This is a genomic window from Microbacterium sp. P5_E9, assembly GCF_054049175.1.
In genome coordinates, this window is record NZ_JBFUMV010000072.1 from 1 (window position 1) to 680 (window position 680).

1 protein-coding gene is annotated in these 680 nt (G+C 60.0%); it reads left to right on the plus strand.

The genetic code is table 11. The annotated features are described in order from the left end of the window. Nucleotides 1-48: 48 nt before the first annotated feature. A partial coding sequence (locus ACXJ3V_RS20275; RefSeq protein WP_457102159.1) for a hydantoinase B/oxoprolinase family protein occupies nucleotides 49-680 on the plus strand: 632 nt, incomplete at its 3' end.

A 680-nucleotide genomic window follows, 5' to 3' on the forward strand; every position in this document is an offset into this window, starting at 1 on the left:
CTTGACAAGCATCGCTTGTTCCACCTCAAGGAAGTGAAGTAAGGAGACATGACCATGAACATGATGTCCAGCAAAGAACTCGGCTTCGCCGACCTGCTCAAGACCGGCCAGACGTTGAAAGAATTCCGCGACGGAATTCTCGAGCGCACCGCCAAGACCGGCCACTACAACGGCCTGCAGCGTCTGGAGCTGCGCGAGACGGACCCGATCCGCTACGAGAAGATGTTCTCCAAACTGCGTGGCGGCCTGGTGCATGCGCGCGAAACCGCCAAGAAGATCGCGGCCAGCCCGATCGTCGAGCAGGAAGGCGAGCTGTGCTTCACGCTCTACAACGCGGCCGGCGACTGCGTGCTCACCTCGACGGGAATCATCATCCACGTCGGCACGATGGGCGCGGCGATCAAGTACATGATCGAGAACAACTGGGAAGGCAATCCCGGCATCCATCCCGGTGACATGTTCACCAACAATGACTGTGCGATCGGGAACGTTCATCCTTGCGACATCGCCACCATCGTTCCGATCTTTGCGCATGGCAAGCTGATCGGCTGGGTTGGCGGCGTGACCCACGTGATTGATACCGGCGCCGTCACGCCGGGCTCGATGTCCACCGGTCAGACCCAGCGCTTCGGCGACGGCTACATGATCACATGTCGCAAGACCGGCGTGAATGACACCCC